The 18,095-nt window shown below is 64.0% G+C and carries 16 protein-coding genes; 8 read left to right on the top strand and 8 right to left on the bottom strand.

Going from position 1 to position 18,095, the window contains the following annotated elements; all coding sequences use genetic code 11:
• Positions 1-26 precede the first annotated feature (26 nt).
• The 4 genes from B3H65_RS00995 (at position 27) to cobK (ending at position 4,162) form a co-directional block, all read left to right on the top strand.
• On the top strand, positions 27-1,145 hold the full coding sequence (locus B3H65_RS00995) for a pyridoxal phosphate-dependent aminotransferase (RefSeq protein WP_286683774.1): 1,119 nt from the start codon (positions 27-29) through the stop codon (positions 1,143-1,145).
• The gene (locus B3H65_RS00990; RefSeq protein WP_286683773.1) at positions 1,135-2,610 is read left to right on the top strand and encodes a cobyric acid synthase; all 1,476 of its coding nucleotides are present in this window, start codon (positions 1,135-1,137) and stop codon (positions 2,608-2,610) included. Before B3H65_RS00995 ends, B3H65_RS00990 begins: the two co-directional genes overlap by 11 nt.
• Positions 2,611-2,713: 103 nt before the next feature.
• The gene (locus tag B3H65_RS00985) at positions 2,714-3,349 is read left to right on the top strand and encodes a precorrin-8X methylmutase (RefSeq protein WP_286683772.1); all 636 of its coding nucleotides are present in this window, start codon (positions 2,714-2,716) and stop codon (positions 3,347-3,349) included.
• A 15-nt stretch (positions 3,350-3,364) separates the two neighbouring features.
• Complete coding sequence (gene cobK, locus B3H65_RS00980; RefSeq protein WP_286683771.1) at positions 3,365-4,162, top strand: precorrin-6A reductase; 798 nt, start codon at positions 3,365-3,367, stop codon at positions 4,160-4,162.
• On the opposite strand, the gene B3H65_RS00975 is transcribed toward cobK, so the two are convergent.
• From B3H65_RS00975 to B3H65_RS00960, 4 genes are read right to left on the bottom strand one after another with little or no spacing between them, the layout of a single operon-like run.
• Positions 4,131-4,739, bottom strand: a complete 609-nt coding sequence (locus tag B3H65_RS00975; RefSeq protein WP_286683770.1) for a histidine phosphatase family protein — start codon at positions 4,737-4,739, stop codon at positions 4,131-4,133. The two genes, cobK and B3H65_RS00975, sit on opposite strands and share 32 nt — an antisense overlap.
• A gap of 9 nt (positions 4,740-4,748) precedes the next feature.
• Positions 4,749-5,591 carry a methyltransferase domain-containing protein gene (locus B3H65_RS00970; protein ID WP_286683769.1) on the bottom strand — a complete coding sequence of 281 codons (843 nt, stop codon included), beginning with the start codon at positions 5,589-5,591 and terminating at the stop codon, positions 4,749-4,751.
• 2 nt (positions 5,592-5,593) lie between these two features.
• Positions 5,594-6,133, bottom strand: coding sequence for a GNAT family N-acetyltransferase (locus B3H65_RS00965; RefSeq protein WP_286683768.1), 540 nt, complete (start codon positions 6,131-6,133; stop codon positions 5,594-5,596).
• A 57-nt stretch (positions 6,134-6,190) separates the two neighbouring features.
• On the bottom strand, positions 6,191-8,347 hold the full coding sequence (locus tag B3H65_RS00960; RefSeq protein ID WP_286683767.1) for a methionine--tRNA ligase: 2,157 nt from the start codon (positions 8,345-8,347) through the stop codon (positions 6,191-6,193).
• A gap of 119 nt (positions 8,348-8,466) precedes the next feature.
• Between B3H65_RS00960 and B3H65_RS00955 the strand changes: the two genes are divergently transcribed.
• The 3 genes from B3H65_RS00955 to queA all read left to right on the top strand — a co-directional run bounded on the left by B3H65_RS00955 (position 8,467) and on the right by queA (position 11,073).
• Complete coding sequence (locus B3H65_RS00955; RefSeq protein ID WP_286683766.1) at positions 8,467-9,144, top strand: DUF3267 domain-containing protein; 678 nt, start codon at positions 8,467-8,469, stop codon at positions 9,142-9,144.
• Between the two features lie 2 nt (positions 9,145-9,146).
• Positions 9,147-9,734 carry an epoxyqueuosine reductase QueH gene (locus B3H65_RS00950; RefSeq protein WP_181973401.1) on the top strand — a complete coding sequence of 196 codons (588 nt, stop codon included), beginning with the start codon at positions 9,147-9,149 and terminating at the stop codon, positions 9,732-9,734.
• A 160-nt stretch (positions 9,735-9,894) separates the two neighbouring features.
• Positions 9,895-11,073, top strand: coding sequence for a tRNA preQ1(34) S-adenosylmethionine ribosyltransferase-isomerase QueA (queA, locus tag B3H65_RS00945; RefSeq protein WP_286683765.1), 1,179 nt, complete (start codon positions 9,895-9,897; stop codon positions 11,071-11,073).
• 153 nt (positions 11,074-11,226) lie between these two features.
• On the opposite strand, the gene B3H65_RS00940 is transcribed toward queA, so the two are convergent.
• Positions 11,227-12,552 (bottom strand): coproporphyrinogen III oxidase family protein, encoded by a 1,326-nt coding sequence (locus tag B3H65_RS00940; protein WP_286683764.1) that lies wholly within the window; start codon positions 12,550-12,552, stop codon positions 11,227-11,229.
• Positions 12,553-12,666: 114 nt separating this feature from the next.
• The gene (locus B3H65_RS00935) at positions 12,667-14,430 is read right to left on the bottom strand and encodes a hypothetical protein (protein ID WP_286683763.1); all 1,764 of its coding nucleotides are present in this window, start codon (positions 14,428-14,430) and stop codon (positions 12,667-12,669) included.
• A 198-nt stretch (positions 14,431-14,628) separates the two neighbouring features.
• Here B3H65_RS00935 and tgt point away from each other — a divergent pair, with 198 nt between their 5' ends.
• The gene (gene tgt, locus B3H65_RS00930) at positions 14,629-15,768 is read left to right on the top strand and encodes a tRNA guanosine(34) transglycosylase Tgt (RefSeq protein ID WP_286683762.1); all 1,140 of its coding nucleotides are present in this window, start codon (positions 14,629-14,631) and stop codon (positions 15,766-15,768) included.
• Positions 15,769-15,885: 117 nt separating this feature from the next.
• Here the strand turns inward: tgt and B3H65_RS00925 are convergent, their stop codons facing one another.
• Both B3H65_RS00925 and B3H65_RS00920 read right to left on the bottom strand, forming a co-directional pair.
• Positions 15,886-16,878 (bottom strand): calcium/sodium antiporter, encoded by a 993-nt coding sequence (locus B3H65_RS00925; protein ID WP_286683761.1) that lies wholly within the window; start codon positions 16,876-16,878, stop codon positions 15,886-15,888.
• A 265-nt stretch (positions 16,879-17,143) separates the two neighbouring features.
• On the bottom strand, positions 17,144-17,968 hold the full coding sequence (locus B3H65_RS00920) for a tetratricopeptide repeat protein (RefSeq protein WP_286683760.1): 825 nt from the start codon (positions 17,966-17,968) through the stop codon (positions 17,144-17,146).
• Between the last annotated feature and the right edge of the window lie 127 nt (positions 17,969-18,095).

Raw genomic sequence — 18,095 nt, 5'->3', positions numbered from 1 at the left:
GTTTTTCGTAAACGATGGGAGGAGACATGTCCGATGCTGCTGGGCTGCCGTATGGTCACGGCGGCGACATCTGGACCCAGCGGGAGCGTTGGGGCGAGGCGGTGCTCGACTTATCCGCGAACACCAATCCGCTGGGCATGTCGCCCGCGGCGGCAAGGGCCGCGCGCGATGCCGTCGAGACGTCCGATCGCTATCCCGACCCGCGCTGCCGCCGCCTCGCGTTCGCGATCGCCAAGCAAGCGGGCACCGACCCTGGTTGGGTCTTGTGCGGCAACGGCGCCGCGGACCTAATCTGGCGTCTCTGTCTGGCCGAGGCCCCGCGACGCGTCTTGGTTGCCGCCCCCACGTTTTCCGAATATGCCGCCGCCGCCCGCGCCGCCGGCGCTAGCGTGGAGGAGGTTGCCCTGAGCCAGAAGCGCGATTTCGATTTGGACTGCTCGTTTGTGGACGCGGTTGCCCCCGGCATCGACATGGTGTTTGTCTGCAACCCCAATAATCCCACCGGTCGCACGGTGGCCCCGCAGGTCCTCGACAAGCTGATCGACCGCTGCGCTGCGGTGGGTGCGCGCCTGGTGGTGGACGAGTGCTTCCTGGGATTCACCGCGTCTTGCGGCGACACGCTCGACGCGCGGGTCGCCTCGAGCCCGCACGTGGTGGTGCTGCATGCGTTTACCAAGCTGCACGGCATGGCCGGGCTGCGCCTGGGCTACCTGCTTTCATCTGATGAGGACCTGGTGCGCAGGGTGTATCTGGCGGGTCCCCCGTGGCCGGTCTCCACGCCTGCCCAAGCGGCGGGCGTCGCGGCTTTGTCGGACCATGAATTTGTCGCGCGCACGCGCGAGCTCATCGATATCGAGCGCCCCCGCATGATGGCCCTGTTGGCTGCCGCTGGTTGCCGCGTGGTCTCGGGCGAGGCGAACTACGTGCTCTTTCGCTTGATGCGCGACGCCGCGCCCATGGCGGACGCGGCCGACGTCCTGGCCCGCGCGGGCGTGATCGTGCGAGACTGCTCCAACTACACCGGGCTCGACTCGTCGTGGGTGCGCGCGTGCGTTCGCGGGCGGGCGGAGTCGGACGCCCTTCTTGACGCCGTTTATCGCGCGACCGGCTTGGCTGTGGAAGAAGGGGGCCGCGATGACGGCTAAACCATTGATGATTCAAGGGACCATGTCCAACGTGGGCAAGAGCCTGCTGGTAGCGGGCCTGGCCCGGGTCCTTGTTCAAGACGGATACTCCGTCGCGCCCTTTAAAAGCCAGAACATGGCGCTCAACAGCTTTGTCACGGCGGACGGTCGCGAGATGGGCCGGGCGCAGGCGATGCAGGCGCAGGCGGCGGGGCTCGACCCCGTGAGCGACATGAACCCCATCCTGCTCAAGCCCGAGGGGCCGCGGGGGAGCCAGGTGATCGTGGACGGGCTTTCTCGGGGAACCATGCCCGCTCGCGATTACTTCGCGTACCGCCGCGGGCTCGCCCCGCAGGTCGAGGCGGCCTACCGTCGTCTCGCCCGGACGCACGACATCGTCCTGATCGAAGGGGCGGGCTCTCCGGCAGAGATCAACCTGCAGAGCGACGACATCGTCAACATGGGCATGGCCAGGATGGTCGATGCCCCGGTGCTTTTGGTGGGCGATATCGATCCAGGCGGCGTCTTCGCCCAGCTGGCGGGTACGGTCGCTCTTGTCCCCCAAGAGGATCGCCGGCGCATCCGCGGCCTGATCATCAACAAGTTCCGCGGTGACGTCTCTATTTTGCGGCCCGGCTTGGCCCCGCTTGAAGAGCTGTGCGGCGCGCCCGTGCTGGGCGTCGTTCCCTACGCGCGGCTCGATATCGACGATGAGGACTCCTTGTCCCCACGGCTCTTGGCGAGAAGCGCCTCGCGCCCCATCGATGTGGCGGTCATCCGCTTGCCGCACCTGTCGAACTTCACGGACTTCGATCCGCTCGCCCGTCATGGGGCCGTGGGCGTTCGCTACGTGGAGCGCGCCCGCGATTTGGGCCGCCCCGATCTGGTGGTGCTGCCCGGAACCAAAAGCACGCTGGCCGACCTTGCCTGGCTGCGGCGAAGCGGTATCGCTGACTGCCTGTTGCAGCTTGCCCGAGCCTCTACGCCCGTTTTGGGTATATGCGGTGGATTCCAGATGCTGGGCGAGGAGCTGCGCGATCCGGACGGCATCGAGGGAACCCCCGCTTCCGTGCGGGGTTTGGGGCTGCTGCCGGTCCGCACCGTGTTCGAGCCCGCCAAGACGCTGGAGCGCGCGCATACGGTGATGAGTGTTCCCGACGGTTTCTTTTCTTGCATGGACGGCTTGACCGTTCACGGATATGAGATCCATGCGGGCGCGACGGAGCTTGCGGGCGGCGGCGAGCGCGTGAGCGGCGCGTCGCGGGGTGACGTGATGGGCACCTATCTGCACGGGCTGTTCGATTCTCCCGATGCGGTGCGCGCTGTGGCAGACGCCCTGCTGCGCGCCCGCGCGCTCGATCCGTCCGGTTTCGACATCGTTGGCGGCGAGGCCTACCGCGACGCTCAGTTTGACAAGCTGGCGGATGTGGTTCGCGCCGCGTTGGATATGGATGCCGTGATGGACGTCATCGAACGCGGGGCGTAATGCGAGAACTAGAAACAGCCGGTCCTCGTTCATAGAGGTATAGAAGGTTTGAAGGCTTGGCGCCCGTGCGCGCCGCGCCAAATAGGCAAGGAGACACATAAAGATGGCACAGCTCCACACGCAACCGCATGATATCGAGCGGACGAGTTTTGAGATCATAGCGCGCGAGCTTGGCGATCGAGAGCTCGATCCCCTCCAGGCGCCCATCATCAAGCGGGTGATCCATACCACGGCGGATTTCTCTTTTGCCGACAGCCTGGTCTTTACCAAGGGCGCTGTCGAGCGCGCGTGGGACGCCCTGCGCCGCGGCGCCACTATTCTTACGGATACCAACATGGCGCGCTCCGGCATTAGCCGCCCCGCGTTGGCGGCTTTGGGGTGCACGTGCGCCTGCTATATGGCGGACGAGGATGTAGCGGAGCGGGCGCGCGAACAGGGGACCACGCGCGCTTTCGCAAGCATGGACAAGGCGTGCGGCATCACCGGTCCGCTTATCATCGCGGTCGGCAACGCCCCCACGGCTCTGCTGAGACTTTGCGAGCTTATGGATGAGGGCCGCATCGCGCCCGACTTGGTGATCGGCGTTCCGGTGGGTTTTGTAAACGTGGTCGAGGCGAAGGAGGAGGTCCTTGCCCGCAGCGTGCCGGCGATCGTGGCGCGTGGTCGCAAGGGCGGTTCCACCGTGGCCGCAGCCATTGTGAACGCGCTGCTCTACCAACTTACGCGAGACGAATCGTAGCGACGGGAGGGGAACGTGGACGATATATCGGAAGGCGGCGCGCCCTATCCGGAGCGCGTGGCGGTGTTTGCGGGAACCACGGAGGGCCGCCGTTTGGTGGAGCATCTTTCAGCGTGCGGTGTTGGCACCATCGCGTTTGTCGCCACCTCGTACGGCGCCTCGCTTATCTCCGGTCTTCCGCACGTGAGCGTTCGCGAGGGTCGTCTTGATGCGGGCCAGATGGCCCATGTCCTTGCGGGCTGCTCGTATGCGGTGGATGCGACGCATCCGTTTGCCCGGCAGGCGCATGCGTCTGTTCGCGAGGCTGCGGAGAGGGCCGGCGTGGGGTATGTTCGCTTGGCGCGTCCGGCGGCCCTCAAGCATAAGGGGGCGCGCTACATCGCCGATGTGGCCGCAGCGGCGGACGTTGTGGCGTCCGGCGAGGGGGCCGTGCTGTTGGCGACCGGCAGCAAGGAACTCGCGGCGTTTGCGGGCCGCGATGGGTTGGTGGAGCGCCTGTATCCGCGCGTTCTGCCCGATGAAGAGGTGATTGCCCAGGTGCGCGCCCTAGGGGTGCCGCGTTCCCACATCATCGCGATGCAGGGTCCGTTTTCGCGTGAATTGAACATAGCCATGCTGCGCCAGATTGGGGCGGCGTGGCTTGTCACCAAAGAATCCGGCGCCGTCGGGGGCCAGGACGATAAGATCGAGGCGGCGCTTGAGGCGGGCGCGGTTCCCGTGGTGATTGAGCGTCCGCTAGAACCCGAGGATGCTTGCGACTTTGAGCAGGTGTGCTTACAGCTTACCGGCACGGTACCGCAATCGACTCAATAAGGGCGAGGCTGCGGGCGGTTTGGTTGTAGGAGAGAACGAGGATGCACCCGTTCTCGATGGTGAGGGGCGCCTCGCCGCCCGGCTCGAGCGCTTCGAGCAGGTGGCTCATGACGGTGCCGTGCGACACGGCGAGCACGCTTCCCGGCGCCTTGTCCATAACGCCAAGGAGCCCTCCCAACGCGCGCCGCTGCACTTCCCGCCCCGTCTCGCCACCAAAGCGAGCCGCGCCGTCTTTTGGCATCCAGGGGTCGAAGGGAAGCGATGCCAGCGGGACGCCCTGGCATGTTCCATAGTTCATCTCTGCCAGGCAGGGCTCTATGTGCGCGGGCACGCCCTTGAGCGCGGGGAGCGCTTCACGGATGATTTCCAGCGTGGTTTGGGCGCGACCCTGCGGCGAGGCGAGCATCAGCGCGGGCAGCACGTTGCGTGCGCGCAGGGCCGCCGCGACATCGAGTGCCTGCTGGCGCCCGCGCCGCGTGAGCGGTGAGTCGAGCGCGCCCTGCAAAACGCCGCGAGCGTTCGATTGGGTCTCGCCGTGGCGGACCAGGTATAAGAGCCGTTGCTTCGTCGATACCATGGGTTTTGTCTATGTCCGCGCGATAAGTATCTCGGCATCGACGGTGATGCTGTCAAGGGCGCTTGCGTCCAGACTGTCCTCGTCCATATTGAAGGCGACGGGACTCATCTTGATAAGGTCGGTCGCTTCAAGGGGCGCCACCGGGGTGGTTTGCGTCACGCGGATGCGCTCGGCCAGTCCAAACGATCGCTCCATATGCTCTGCCACGCCGTGGTCGTCAAACGTTTTGCGGGCAAGGTGTTCTTGGACGAGCTCTCGCAGCTCGCGCATGTGATTGGCGGCGGGAACCACCTTGATCAGCCAGCCGCCCGGTTTGAGCACGCGCGAGAATTCGGCGTAGTTGGCGGGCGTGAAGACGTTGACTATGACGTCTGCCGCGTGGTCTGCCAAGGGGATGGAGGCCAGGTCCGCTACGATCCAACGCTCTTCGCCTCCGCCTCGAGCTGCGCATTGTATGCCGTCTTTTGCCAGGTCAAGGCCTATGGCGAGCGGGTGGCAGGCTGCTTGGACGGCCTTGGTGTAGGCGCCCTCGCCGCAGCCTGCGTCAACCACCGTGCCCACGCCGTCAACGTTGCCGAGCGCGCGGCGGACCTGCAGGCAAACCTGGTCCATAAGATCGCGGTAGTGCCCGGCCCGGAATATGCGCTGCCTGGCTTCAAAGAACGCGCGGTCATATCCCTTAAGGGCGGGTACGCGGTCCAGCAAGGTAAGGTACCCCTTTGCCGCCACGGGGTAGGAGTGCCCCTGGTCGCATGCAACGTCAGTCTGGCGGGCGTGCATGGGCTCGCCGCAATGCGGGCAGCGCAAGAGATGGGCGATATCGAGGTGCTTCTGGATGCCGGGCCGCGCCATGGTTAGGACAGCGCTTTCTCGTAGGCGATGCGCGTGGGGTCGGCTTCGTGCTCGTAGGGCAAGGTGATGACGCCGCATTCGGTATAGCCCCGTTTGCACGCGAGGCCGCGCATGCGGACGTTTGCGCGGTGCGTGTCGATGCGCACGCTCGCGGCGCCCTGCTCGCGCGCCATGGTTTCGACGGCGTCGAACAGGGCGCTCATAACGCCCTTGCGCGCTGCCGCGGCGGAGACGGCGCAGCGGTGGATGGTGGCGTACGTCGCTGCGTCGCTTGTCGATTGGGTGAGCCAGGCGCCGTCGATAACGTCGTAGGTGGGCTCGCCGTCCATGGTGAAGGCGAGGGTGCCCAGCACGGTTCCCTCATCGTCCACCGCCACGTAGCCGCGGCCGTGCTCGATATCGTCCTCAACGTCGATGCGGTTGGGATATTCGCCCTGCCACTGGGGAATGTCCATCTGGGCGAGCGCTCGCCGCCCGTCGTCCAGCACGGCCTCGGCGGCGAGCACGTCGTCGTTCGTGGTTTTGCGGACGATGATCTCCATGCGATTCGATCCTTTCAAGATGGCTTCCTCAGCTTGCAGGCGTAAGGGTGAAGCGTTCTAGTACTGGCTCTCGTGCTTCTGGAAGAAGTCGAAGCGGGGCGGCAGCTCCTTGATGCGGTGGCTACCGGGTTCCTCGTCCAAAAGCGCGCAGAGCTCGTCGCAGGTCATAAAGATGTTGTCCCAGGAGAAGAAGACCTTGGGGTCGATGGCGAAGTGCTCGCAGATAAGGTCGCAACCCGCCGGCACGATACCGTGCATAAGGACGGTAACGGCGCGTAGCTGGTGGAAGGCGTCGATGAGCGCCTGGGCCATCGCGTCGTCGTCGCCTTGGTTCTTAGCCGCCTTGCTCGCGTCGCTCCAGCGCTTGTTGGCTGCGCGCAGCAGCTCGTCGCAGACAAGCTGGGCGTGGTGGAACTCGAATGTATACATGGCCTGCTCAAACGCCAGGATCGCCTGCTCGGTTTCCGCGAGTACCTCTGCGCTGGGGGCGCCGGCCGGAATGCATCCGGTGCGATAGGCGGCTTCGTCGCCATCCTTCTTCGCCACGCCGTAGAAGCAGGAACGGGCCAGGCGGTTGAAAACGCCGGTGAGCAGGGCGCCTTCCTTCAAGGCCGGATCGATCACGCGCTTGTCATCGCGAGCGAGAACGGGGTTGCCATCTTTGTCCTTGCCGGTCTCGCGGGTGTCGAAGGCCTTTGGAGAAAAGCTGACGGGCTTTTCGCCCAGACCAAGGGACAACCAGTGGGAGCGCAACTGTTCGGGCGTGTAATGCTCAAGCATCTCGTGTGCCAGCGGCGGGGGAGTCTGGGAACTGGAACTCGCTTTTTTGCCCATGTACAGGATGTGGTAGTTGGCTGCCACGCAGGATTGCTGCATGTTCCAATCAAGCGCCTTCCACATGCCGGACTGCGCCACGCAGTAGAAGTAGATGTTGTCCTGGCCGATGAACTGGTAGACGCGGGCGTCCTCGCTTGCCCACCAGTCGCGCCAGTCAAGGGTGGAGTGCGTATAGGCGGGCTCGTCCATAATCATGGGAGGGGCCTCGTCCATAAGCTGGGCGTCGGACAGCGCGGACGCGGGCAGCGTGGCGGGGTCGACGCCCGCGGCCTCGAGCTTGGCGGCATCGCGCGCCAGGACGGTGCGGCTAAAGCTGATGGGCGCCCACAGGCTTTCCGGCCATACCCAGCAGGTGAGGTCGGTGCAGCCGCAATCGTTGGGAACGGGAACGCCCCACTCGACGTTGCCGGTGATACGGAAGGGCACCAGCGCCTTGCCGGAGCGGAAGCGCACGCCGCCGCGGTTCAGCACCTCGTGAGCCTCGTCGCGCTCTCGCCAGCTGGGGAACGCCACGGTAAAGGAGCTCTTGTTGCCCTCCGGCTCGATGACGGTGTGCGCGGGGAGCTCGCCTTCGATGGCGTCGAACGCTTCGCGGAACTTGTTTTGAATATAGAGCTGAGCGGGGTTGAGCCACTCCTCCATGGTCTTGGAGACCACGGAGCGCACGGTGGGGTCGGCCTCGATCTGCTTGGTGTAGTCCTTCAGGTAGCCGAGGTACGCCGGCAGATCGAAGTAGAGGTTGTCGACGGGCACCAGCTCGGGCGTCTCGCCGGTAAGGGCGCTCTTGGGGGCGATGAGCTCTTCCGGCTCAAACTGATGGCCCAGGTCGCATTCGTCCGCATATGCCTTCTCGGACTTGCAGCCCTGGATGGGGCAGTGGCCCAGTACTTGGCGGCCGTTGAGGAACTGGCCCGCCTTTGGATCGTAGAACTGTTTGGTGGAGCGCTTCTCAAGGGCGCCCTTTTCATGAAGGCGGCGAATGATCTCGCTGGTCACGCGCTCGTGGATGTGCACGGCGGGTTCAAGGGCGCTGCCGGCGTACAGGTCGCAGGACACGCCAAAGCTGGCCAGGTCGGTCTCCTGGCTATCGTGGTTCTCGCGCACGTAGTCCGAGATATGCTTCTTGTAGCCGTCTGCCTCGCGACGCTTGCGGAAGCCCTCCATGATGGGGGAGCCGTAGCAGTCCGTGCCGGAGACGAAGATCACGTTCTCTCGGCCCAGGCGGTCGCGCAGGAAGCGGGCATAGAAATCCGCGGGGACAAAGACGCCGCCCACGTGGCCAAAGTGAAGGCCCTTGTTGCCGTAGGGCATGCCGGCGGTGACGATGGCGCGGCGCGGCCAGCTGGGTCGCTGGTCGCGGCTAAGTTCATGTGCCATGAACGGCTCCTTTGCAAGAACGCTCATCGCCCGCGTCCCGCCTGCGCGGGGCTGTGGGCGATTGGTTGGTTTGTTGTACGTAACCCAACATTATCTCATATGCGCGGGGGCAAGTTGGTATGCTTGGTCGTATGAAGAAGATTGATGACATATACACCTTTGAAGACGGCGCGTTCCACGAGAAAATGCTTCGCATCTCGTTTATCGCGCTGGTCGCCGGGGTCTTGGCGGCGCTCGCCTGGCTTGCGTACTCGCTCATCTTCATCCGTCATTCCCCTGCGTTCGAGTTCGAGTGGATGATTCCCGGGTTGGGCGAGGGCGGCTCGCTCGCGCGCTGCTCCGCATGGCTGCTGGCGCTTGTCGCGGGTTGCCTGCTGCCGCTGCCGGTGCACGAGCTGGTCCACGGGGTGCTGTTCAAGCTGTTCGCCCCCGCGGGCTCGCATGTGACGTTTGGGGCCAATTGGCGGGCGGGCATGATCTATGCATGTGCCGAGGGCGTGGTCTATACGCGCCGCCAGTACCTGGTCATCGCACTGGCGCCGGCGATTGCGGTCACGGCGGCGCTCATCGTTTTGGGCGTCGCGCTGCGCTGGCCGCTGTGGACCATCGTTGTGGCGACGGTGCATCTATGCGGTTGCGCGGGCGATATCGCGTACGTCGACATCATTCGCCGCAACCCTCTTATCACCCATTGCGAGGACACCTCCTTTGGCGTGAGCTTCTACGGCGGGGGCCGGGATGACGAGGGCGCGCGCCGCGCGTGCTCGGGCGGCGACGATCTGGATGACAGGGAGTAGACGTGGCGAAGAATATTCCATTGCTGCTGCATGCTTGCTGCGCCCCATGCTCGCTCGAGCCGGTGCGCCTGCTTATGGAGGAGGGCTTCGATCCCCATATCTGCTGGACCAACCCCAACATCCAGCCTATGGACGAGCACGATCGCCGCTTGGGCGAGCTGCGCCGCTGGTGCGCCGCCACGGGTATCGAGCTTATAGAGGCGGACGAGGATTTCGAGCGGTGGGAGCGCGGCGTCGCCCCCATAGGCGCGCGGGATCGCGAGCGCCGCTGCCGTGCCTGCTACGCCATGCGCCTGGCTCGCGCGTGCGACGTCGCCGTCGAGCGGGGTTTTCAGCATGTGGGCACCACGCTGGCGGTCTCGCCCTACCAGCTGTTCGACACGTGCAACAGCGTGCTCGAGCAGCTATGCCTATCACACGGCTTAACGCCTGTTATCAGGGATTTTCGTCCTTGGTATCCAGAAGCTACGCGCCGCTCCCGCGAGCTGGGGATGTATAGGCAGAACTACTGCGGCTGCCGGTTCTCCGCTGCTGAGGCGGCGCTGGACCGCGCGCGTTTGCGAGACGAGCGCCGCGCCCGTAAGGGATAGCATTCCCGCTTGCCTTGCGCCCGCGCGGCGCCGCTCGGACGATGATTGATTGCTGTAAGCGTTTTCGCAGGTCTGTACCTGCGTGTTTGAGGGCGCTATCATAAGACGCCGTCGGCGGTGCCCAAGCGCCGCCAAAGCGATTGAGAGATGGAGGGCGCGCATGCGCACCGATGACTTTGATTACGACCTTCCCGACGAGCTGATCGCCCAGGCTCCGGCAGAACCCCGCGACATGTGTCGCATGCTGGTGCTTCATCGCGAGGACGGCTCCGTGGAGCATAGGGTTTTTCGCGACATCATCGATTATCTTGAGCCCGGCGACGTGCTGGTGGCAAACCAGACTCGCGTCATGCCCGCCCGCCTGATAGGCCGCAAGCCCACGGGCGGCGTTGCCGAGACGCTGCTGCTGCGTCGTCGCGAGGACGTCGATCCCATGGGGCATGTGTGGGAATGCCTGGTGAACCCGGGCAAGCGCCTAAAGCCCGGCGCCGTGGTTGAATATCGTGCGGGCGGCGCCCACGCTCCGCAGAATTCACCGGTGGTGCTCCGCGCCACGGTCGAGGATTTTGTGGACGATAGCCGAGGCGGCCGCCTGGTTCGCTTCGAGCCGTGCGGCGAGAACGCCGTTGGCGACCCGCGCACCCTGGACGAGGCGATTCACGCTGCCGGCCATGTGCCCCTGCCTCCCTATATCACCCAATACGAGGGCGATCCCGAGAAGTATCAGACGGTCTACGCCATGAAGGAGGAGCATTCCGCCGCAGCTCCCACCGCCGGCCTGCACTTTACCCCAGAGCTGATCGAGCGCATCGAGGAAAAGGGCGTGAAGTTCGTGACCGTGGAGCTGGAGGTGGGCATCGACACCTTCCGTTTGGTCGAGGAGGACGACCCCACCCAGCATGTCATGCATACCGAGCGATATCATGTGCCGGCAGAGGCGGTCGATGCGGTGCGAGCCGCTAAGGCCGCCGGCCGCCGCGTGATCGCCGTGGGCACCACCGCCGTTCGCTCGCTCGAAAGCGCCTGGGAGGCGGATGCTCCCGCGGCGAACCCGGCGGTCGTCGCCCGCCGCTTTGAGGACGCCCCCGATTCCGCTGCTGTGAGCGGTCGCGGGGATATCGTCGCGCGCGAGAACGCCACCACCAACCTCTACCTCATGCCCGGCTCCACCTTCCATGTGGTCGACGCCATGATCACCAACTTCCACGTCCCACGTTCCACGCTGATGATGCTGGTCTCCGCGTTTGCCACTCGCGACCAGATCATGGCCGCCTACCAGGCCGCCGTCGGGGAACGGTATCGCTTCTTCAGCTTCGGCGACGCGATGTTCATCGAGTAGCCGCACGGCCCCTTGCGCAAGGCGCGGGCGTCTTAAGCCGGTGGTCATCCAATTTGACAAGACGTACTAAAAGGACGCCTTTCCAGGGTCGAGGCCCGTGGAAAGGCGTCCTTTTTGCGATTTCAAATGGGCGTTGTCGCGCCTCCGGCCATCCTACTTCTGGGTGCCGTCGCCAAAGAGCAGGTCGCGCTCGGGACCGGTGAGGGCGGCGCGCGCCTGGTCGCGCAGCTCGTTGAGGCCGCTGAGGAACTGACGCTGCATGACCAAGGTGTAGTAGCGGCCCTTGGTGGTGAGGGTGAGCTCGTCGGCATCGTCGGTGGCAAAGGCGCCGTTTGCGCGCATGAACGCCATCTCGACGGGAAGCCCGCGTTCCACGCTCACGCCAAAGTCTCGCTTGAAGCGGTTCTTATCCAGCCTGAGAGCGTAGAGCTCTTGCATAAAGCGGTAGCGCATAAGGTCGCGCTTGCTCATCTTGGTCTTGCCCATCAAGGACATGCGTCCGCTCTCGATCGCCTCGTTGTATTCGCGGATGCTGAACGTGTTGACGTAAATGGTGCCGTCAAGGTGCGTGACGGATCCCGATCCAATGGCGGGGTATTCCTCGTAGGAAACGCCGAACTCGTCCACCGGAACCTCGCCGCACGCGTGGAGGTCCATCCCCTTGCGGTTGAAGGTCCATACGGTGCGGCGCTCGAAGGCGGGGTCGCTTCCTCCTGCGAGCTCATGGTCCAGCAGCTTGTAGTACTCGTACTCGCGCGTGTAGTTGGGGTCGCCCAGCGTGTCCAGCATCTTGCGCGTGGTCGCGCGCGAGAAGTAGAGGGGCGAGAACGTGGTCTGCTGGCAACCGCACTCCTTGATGAGCTCGATGTCGCGACGCAGGACCTCCTCGGTTTGCGAGGGAAAGTTGAAGATCATGTCGACGTTCAGGATGTCGAAGTAGGGGGCGGCGCTGCCTATGCGCTCGAATATCTCCGCTCCGCTGCCGTATTTCTCGTAGCGGTCCATCTGGCGCAGCAGGTCATCGTCAAAGCTCTGGACTCCAACGGACAGGCGCTGCACGCGTCCCTTGAGTTTTTCCAGATAGGGCAGAGTGAGGTGGTTGGGGTTGGTCTCGCTGCTGACCTCTTTGATCGAGAACAGGTCGCGAGCTAAATCGAGCGTCTCGCACAGCTCGTCGATCATGATGGTGGGCGTGCCGCCTCCGCAGTAGATGCTCTCGAAATCGTAGCCAAGGTCCTTGAGCATAAGCATCTCGCGGCGCAGGTTGGCGAAGTACGGCCGTGCGATTTCCTCGCGGAAGGGGTAGCGGTTGAAGCTGCAGTACGGGCAGAGACGCTGGCAGAAGGGGATATGCATGTAAAGCATGTACTTCATGTTGGGCTTGGGCCCGGGTAGGTGGGTCTCTGTGGTGGGTTCCATGGCGAGCTCGTGCTTGGTCATGGTCTTGATGACGCCGGTGAGCATTCTTTCTGAAAGCACGGAGTGGCTCCTTATATATCGAGAACAAAAGGGCCCGACGCGCGAATGACGGAAGCCGCAAAGCGCGTCGGGCGATAACTGCATGGTAGCGCAAAGGCGCAAGTCGGATATGGGCTAACCGAATATGAACCAGGCTAGGACGATGAGGGCGAGCACGATGGCCGCGCCGATGCCGATGGCGCCCATGAAGCGGACGCGCGAATCATGGGTGCGCTGACGCACGTCGCGCTCGGCATCCGCGAGCTGCTGCACCTCGCTTGCCTGTTCCGCGCGCTCGGCACGGTTGCGTTCCAGGTCCGCTTCGAGCGCTTCGGTGATCTCGGGATGGGCGTGGATGTCGTTCGCTTCGTCCATGACCGCCTGCGCATCATCTGCTTCCGCCTGCTCTCCGGCGATTAGGCGGTCCTGCTCCTTGATCGCCTTTTCTTGCGCGGCGATCTGGTCGCGAATTTCGCGTTGGCGTTCGGCGGCGGCATTTTTGGCGGTGTCGAGGGCGTCGCGCGCCTCGTCCGCTTCGTTGGTGACTTCGCGGTGGGCTCGCTTGGCCGCATCGATGGGCTTTTTAGCCTCCTCCACCATCGCGCGAGCGGTTGTCAGGCTGCGCTCAACTTCCTCGGTGATAACGGGTAGGGCGTGCTGCGCCTGGCGCAGTTCCTCGGCGGCGTCGGAAATCTCAAGTTGCAGCTCGTTGGAGCGGACGGAGTAGGCAGCCGAGTTCGCCGACGGGTTGCGCTGTACCTCGGCAAACTCCTCCCTCAACGTGGCGAGTCGCGCTGCCGCGGTATCGATCGCTCGCTGGGCGGTGTCGATCGCCACCTCTCGTTCGGTCTCGGCCTTCTCAAGTGATTTCTTGGCATCGTCGAGGCGCCGCTGCAAGCGCGTTCCGGATTCGCGGGACGAGGCCTCTTTTCCCTCGGCTGCATCGACGGCGGCCTTGAGGCGCTTTTCGGTCTGGGCGTCTGCTTCGCGGACGGCGGCGAGTTTCTCTTTGAGCGCGTCGACGGCTGCGCGAATGGAATCCTGTGCGGCCTTGGCTTGCGCGATGTTGAGGATTGCCTGGTCCTGGCGAGCGGACTCTTCCTCGATGATCTGGCTGTAGCGCTCTTCGATATCGCGGCGATGGGCGAGCTCGTCTTGCTGCTCCAGAATGGTTTGCTCAAGTTGCTCGAGTTCCTCGCGTGCGCTGGCGTGGGCGCGCTTGGCGGCGCTGACCTGGCGTACGGCGCCAACGCCCTCGGTGATGAAGGCGCCTACCGCCTGCGCCGCGCCGGGGCCGTTGGCCTCGGGCGCCTGAGGGCCCTTCTGCGTCTGCTCCGGCGCACCTTGCGCGTTCGGCGCGTCGGGCGAAAGCGCAAGGTGCGCCTGCGCGGGGGCGCCATAGGGTGCTGCCTGCGGCGCGGGCGCGGCACCGGGCATGGCGACGGGCGCGTGCGCATGCTGCTGGGGGGCATAGCTGGCGATCTCGATAAGGGGGTCGTCGCTCATGCCGCCGTCGATAACCTCGAATCCCTCGGGAAGGGGGTCGGGGTCATCGCCCACCTGCTCGTATTCCTCGCGGGTGAGGAAAGCGGGCATAAGGGGTGCCTGCGCGCTTGTCGGTTCAGCATCAGCGTCCTGCGGGTCGGCGGCGCCTGCGGGAACGGCGCCGATGCCGCCCTCCGCCTGCCCCTCGTCCGCATCGTGGTCTGCGGCGTAGGTTTCCCGCGCGTTGGTATCGGCGTCTTCGGCTGTCTCTTGGTTGTCGTCCAAGGCGCCCAGGGGCGCGGATTCGAAGTCGGTATCGTTTGTATAGGGCGCCTCGGCGGCCTCGACCGGCGCGGCCTCCACATCAAAAGAGGTCTGCTCGGTCGTTTCGTTACCCTTCTGCGTTTCGTCCATGAGCTTGCTCCCGTCTGGCGTGCGGAGCGGCGATCGCCCGCGCGCGTGTTTTTCATGTCAGTATGTTACCTGTCGAAGGGGACACCGTGTGTCAGCAATGGGCAATCCCCGTACAATATTGAATTCGAGACAACTGTCATTCGATGCGGCGCCTGCGTTCGAGCACGGCGGATTGAGCATCGCGGAAAGGTGGAACAGGTGGACCAGTCCCTCTTTACCTACGATATCGTAGCCGAGGATCCCAAGACCCATGCGCGTGCGGGAATCCTCCACACGCCGCACGGGGATATCGAGACCCCTATTTTCATGCCGGTGGGCACTAAGGCCAACGTCAAGGGCATCCCTACCGAGACCGTGAAGGGTTTGGGCGCGCAGATCGTTTTGGCCAACACGTATCATCTGGCCATGCGTCCCGGCGCCGACCTGATCGATGAGCTGGGCGGTCTTCATAACTTCATGAACTGGCACGGCCCAATTCTGACGGATTCCGGTGGATTCCAGGTATTTAGCCATAACGATGCCGTCAAGTTGACGGACGAGGGCGTGCGCTTTATCGCGACCGATTACGATGGCAGCCACGTTTTCTGGACGCCCGAGGACAACATGGCGATCGCCCAGAAGCTTGGCAGCGATATCTGCATGCAGCTCGACCAGTGCCCCGGGTACCCGGCGACGCGCAAGTACGTAGAGCGGGCGGTAGAGCTCTCAAGCATGTGGGCCGAGCGCTGCTATAAGGCCCATACTCGTCCCGACCAGGCGCTATTCGGCATTGTCCAGGGCGGTATGCACCTGGATCTTCGCCTGCGTTCGCTGAAGCACCTTGAGGAGTGCGGCGACTTCCCCGGTTACGGCATCGGCGGATATTCGGTGGGCGAGGACCACGAGACCATGTTCGAGACGCTCGAGCCGCTGGTCTCCGAGCATATGCCTCGTCAAAAGCCCCGCTACCTCATGGGCGTGGGCAACCCCACCACGCTGGTGCGCGCCGTGGGCATGGGCGTCGACATGTTCGACTGCGTGCTGCCTACGCGAACCGGACGCATGGGCACGGCGTTCTCCAGCCAGGGGCGCCTTAACTTCCGCAACGCCAAGTTCGCCCACGATGCCGGTCCCATCGACGAGAAGTGCACCTGCCCGGTCTGCACCGGTGGTTACAGCCGCGCTCTCATTCGCCACATGGTGACGCAAAAGGAGATGCTCGGCGGCATCTTGTTGTCCCAGCATAACATCTATTTCCTGCTCGACCTTATGTGCCGCGCCCGCCAGGCAATCATTGACGGCCGCTATGCGGAGTTCCGCGACGAGTGGATGCAGAGCGCCGGCGCAAAGGACTACTAGTCGGCAAGCTGGGCGACGGGTCCTCTATAGAACGAGAAAGGCAGGGGCCTTGCGGAAATTCCGCGGGACCCCTGCCTTTTCTGGCGCGACCTAAAGTATGGAGATGCGCTACGGTGGCTACATCATCATGGTGAGGACGATGTAGACCACGTAGAGGAAGACGAAGGCGACGCCCTCGCGGCGCGTCATGGTGTGCTTGGTCCCCACGAACGCGAAGCCCACCAGCACGATGGAGAAGATGGCGAGCAAGGCGAAGTCAAAGTTGTAGCTCGCGTCGTAGGCGATGGGGGAGAACAGTGCTGGAACTCCCATGACCATGAGGACGTTGGTGATATTGGAGCCCACCACGTTGCCCACCGCGATGTCCGTGTTGCCGCGGAACGCCGCGACCACGCTGGTGACAAGCTCGGGCAGGCAGGTGCCCAGGGCGATGACGGTGATGCCGATGATGCGCTCGCTGATACCCAGGCCGGTTGCGAGGTCGACGGAGTTGTTGACCACGTAGTCGGCGCCGATCTTGAGGAAGGCGATGCCCACCAGGATGAGGGCGAGCGAGACCAAGGGGCCCCGCGGTTCGTCCGCATCGGCATCCTCGTCTTCAAGCTCGTGGGGGTCGAGCTGCTGTTCGGGGTCGAGGTCCTCGCGCCCCGAATCGCCTTCGCGAAGGCCGGTGATGACCGCATGGGCGATAAAGGCGACAAAGCAGGCGAGCAGCACCGCGCCCTCGATGGCGTTAAGCGATCCCCCCATATTGGAGAAAAGCATCAGCAGCCCGACCGCGGCGACGCTGAGCGGAATCTCGAAGCGCTGCGTTCGGCGCGATAGGCCAAGCGGCGTGATAATGGCGCTCATACCGAGGATGAGCAGCAGATTTGCCATGCAGCTGCCCGCGACGTTGCCAAACGCCATGTCTGCATGGCCGTCCACGGCGGAGACCACGCTTACCACGAGCTCTGGCATGGCGGTGCCCACGGCGACGACGGTGAGGCCGATGACGCGGTCGGGCAGGCCTATGCGCGCGGCGATCTGGCTGGATCCGTCCACCAGCATATTTGCTCCGCCGATGAGTAGCACGAAGCCGAATAGGATAAGGATAAGTTGTAGGAGCATGTTGGTCTTTCTTGATCAAGTGCCTATACAGCCGCCGGTTTCAATGCGTGATGCCAATGCGCGTCTCAGCGGTGCCTCCGCGTCAGCGCGCCGGCTGGTCCCAGGGGTGTTTATCCTGCGTCGCAGCGGGTGAAATAATGGACCCTACACCATTGATTAACAGGCAAGATGTAAACAGCTTACCCTGAAAAAGAAAGCCTTGGCAAGAAAAATCGCCTTGCCTGCATGCTGAACCACAACCGAACCACAAGACCTTAGCGTATTTCTAGCGACGCAGGAATTCCGTGCGCATTCGCTCCTCGGCGGCGATGACCTCATCGAGGCGGCGGTCGTAATAGTACGCGCCCGCCCCGATCGCCCGGTAGTAGTCGCGCTCGGCGGACTGGTAGAGCTCGAGTGCCGTGAGCAGCCGCTCCCTGCGTTCCGCTACGGGTTCGTCTTCCGTATCGTCTGCTGCGATATGGTCCGCGACGCGGTGGCAAACGCTCGCCTTGATCTCCGGCGCCTCATCGGGATTGTCCTGGATGAGCAGGAATGCCTTGCGATAGAGGCCGAACGCCAGCTTGCTATCTCGCTCCACGTAGCAGCCGCGCTCATACATGTCACCCAACTTGTAGATGGCCTCGGGCATGTTGGTTGTGAACGCGGCGCGCTGGAAGCACTCGAAGGCGTCCTTTGGCGAGACGGGGACCGATCGGCCGTATTGGTGGCAATAGCCAAGGTTGACCAGGGCCTGCGTGTTTCCCAACGCGGCGCCCGTGCTGTAGAGCTCGAACGCCCGCTCGTAATCGGGTTCGCCGTCCGGCGTAATGGATCCGGAGTAATGCAGGGCCCCTAGCGTGCAGGCCGCGTCGCCAGCATGTTCTCCCTCCAGCGAGATGACTTCCTCCAGGAACGCCTTCACAAAGACGGCCTCGTCCTCGGAAAGCTGCCCTCCCCGGTCCATGATCGCGCGATAGAGGTTCTCGCACGTGGCGATGTCCTCGGCGATCGCGTCCAAGGCGTCCTTGGTTGCGGGTTCGACCAGGCGGGACAAGGCGGCGAGCGCTTCTGCGGGTAGGTTGAATGTGCGGTTCTCAGCGTTTGCCATGGTAGCCTCCTCAGGTTGAATGTAGTGGAAGCGTACAAGTTCGTGCGGACATAAAATGTACCTTGCAGATCAGGTCATGCGCGCCCCATCGTTCACGAGCGTCCCCGCGCTGTCCCTGCGGAAGAGT

The sequence above is a fragment of the Collinsella sp. UBA1693 genome, assembly GCF_002320115.1.
In the GTDB taxonomy this organism is placed as follows: domain Bacteria; phylum Actinomycetota; class Coriobacteriia; order Coriobacteriales; family Coriobacteriaceae; genus Collinsella; species Collinsella tanakaei.
Note: the sequence above shows the minus strand (reverse complement) of the source record. Positions and strands in the feature narration are given on the sequence as shown.